Annotated in this window: 1 protein-coding gene; it reads left to right on the top strand. The window is 41.1% G+C overall.

The genetic code is table 11. The features are described from left to right. Positions 1-897: MocR-like pyridoxine biosynthesis transcription factor PdxR (pdxR, locus tag AC2Q9J_RS17550; protein WP_499041950.1), on the top strand; the 897-nt coding region annotated here is incomplete at both ends.

Below are 897 nucleotides of genomic sequence, written 5' to 3'. Positions count from 1 at the left end.
TTAGCCAATCAACTGAATGTCAGTATATTTACCGTACAGGAAGCATATGCCCAATTGCTGAGTGAAGGTTATCTGTACTCAACAGAGCGAAGAGGTTATTTTGTAGGCGAGATTGAAGTCCCCTTCCAAGAAGAAGATGTCCTTCAAAAAGGAGAATTTCTGCCAACGATAAAAGAAGAGTCCTTGAATTTTAGAAACGGGCAAGTTGATCCAATAGAATTTCCATACAAAGTTTGGAACCGTCTGTATCAAAAGTTTCTGGCTCCTGCCCATGTTGCAAATGGTTGTTGGCAAGGGGAACCCGAATTACGGAACGAAATTGCAAACTATTTGCGCCAATCCAGAGGATTGCATTGCCAGGCAAAACAAATTTTCATTTTCAGCGGTACCCAACAACAATTAAGTTCCCTGTGTCAATTCCTCCTTCCTTCTAAAATAGGAATGGAGGAACCGGGTTTTGTTCGAGCAAATGCGGTATTTCACCAATTAAACATACCGGTTTTACCTCTAAGGTTGGATTCTGAAGGCTGTACCGTACCGAAACAGGCAGTGACACTTCTATATACAACTCCAGCTCATCAATATCCACTTGGCACCGTAATGTCGATCAACAGACGCCTTGAATTGTTATCGTGGGCAAAAGCTTCTTCCAGTTACATCGTAGAAGATGATTATGATTCAGAATTCCGTTATCGAGGCGCCTCAATTCCAACGTTGGCTCATTTAGACGCTTTGAATCAGGTAATTTATTTTGGGTCATTCTCTAAAACCTTGCTGCCTTCTATTCGAATCAGTTATCTTGTCCTCCCCTTATCTTTAATGAAAGAATATGAAGCATTCAATGCACTGCAAAAACCCACTGTTTCCAAAATCGATCAGTTAGTCGTTGCAGAATTC

This window comes from Planococcus sp. RAB007_Raresut (assembly GCF_057369535.1).
The sequence above is the reverse complement of the archived record's forward strand: the minus strand, read 5'-3'. Positions and strand labels throughout refer to the sequence as shown.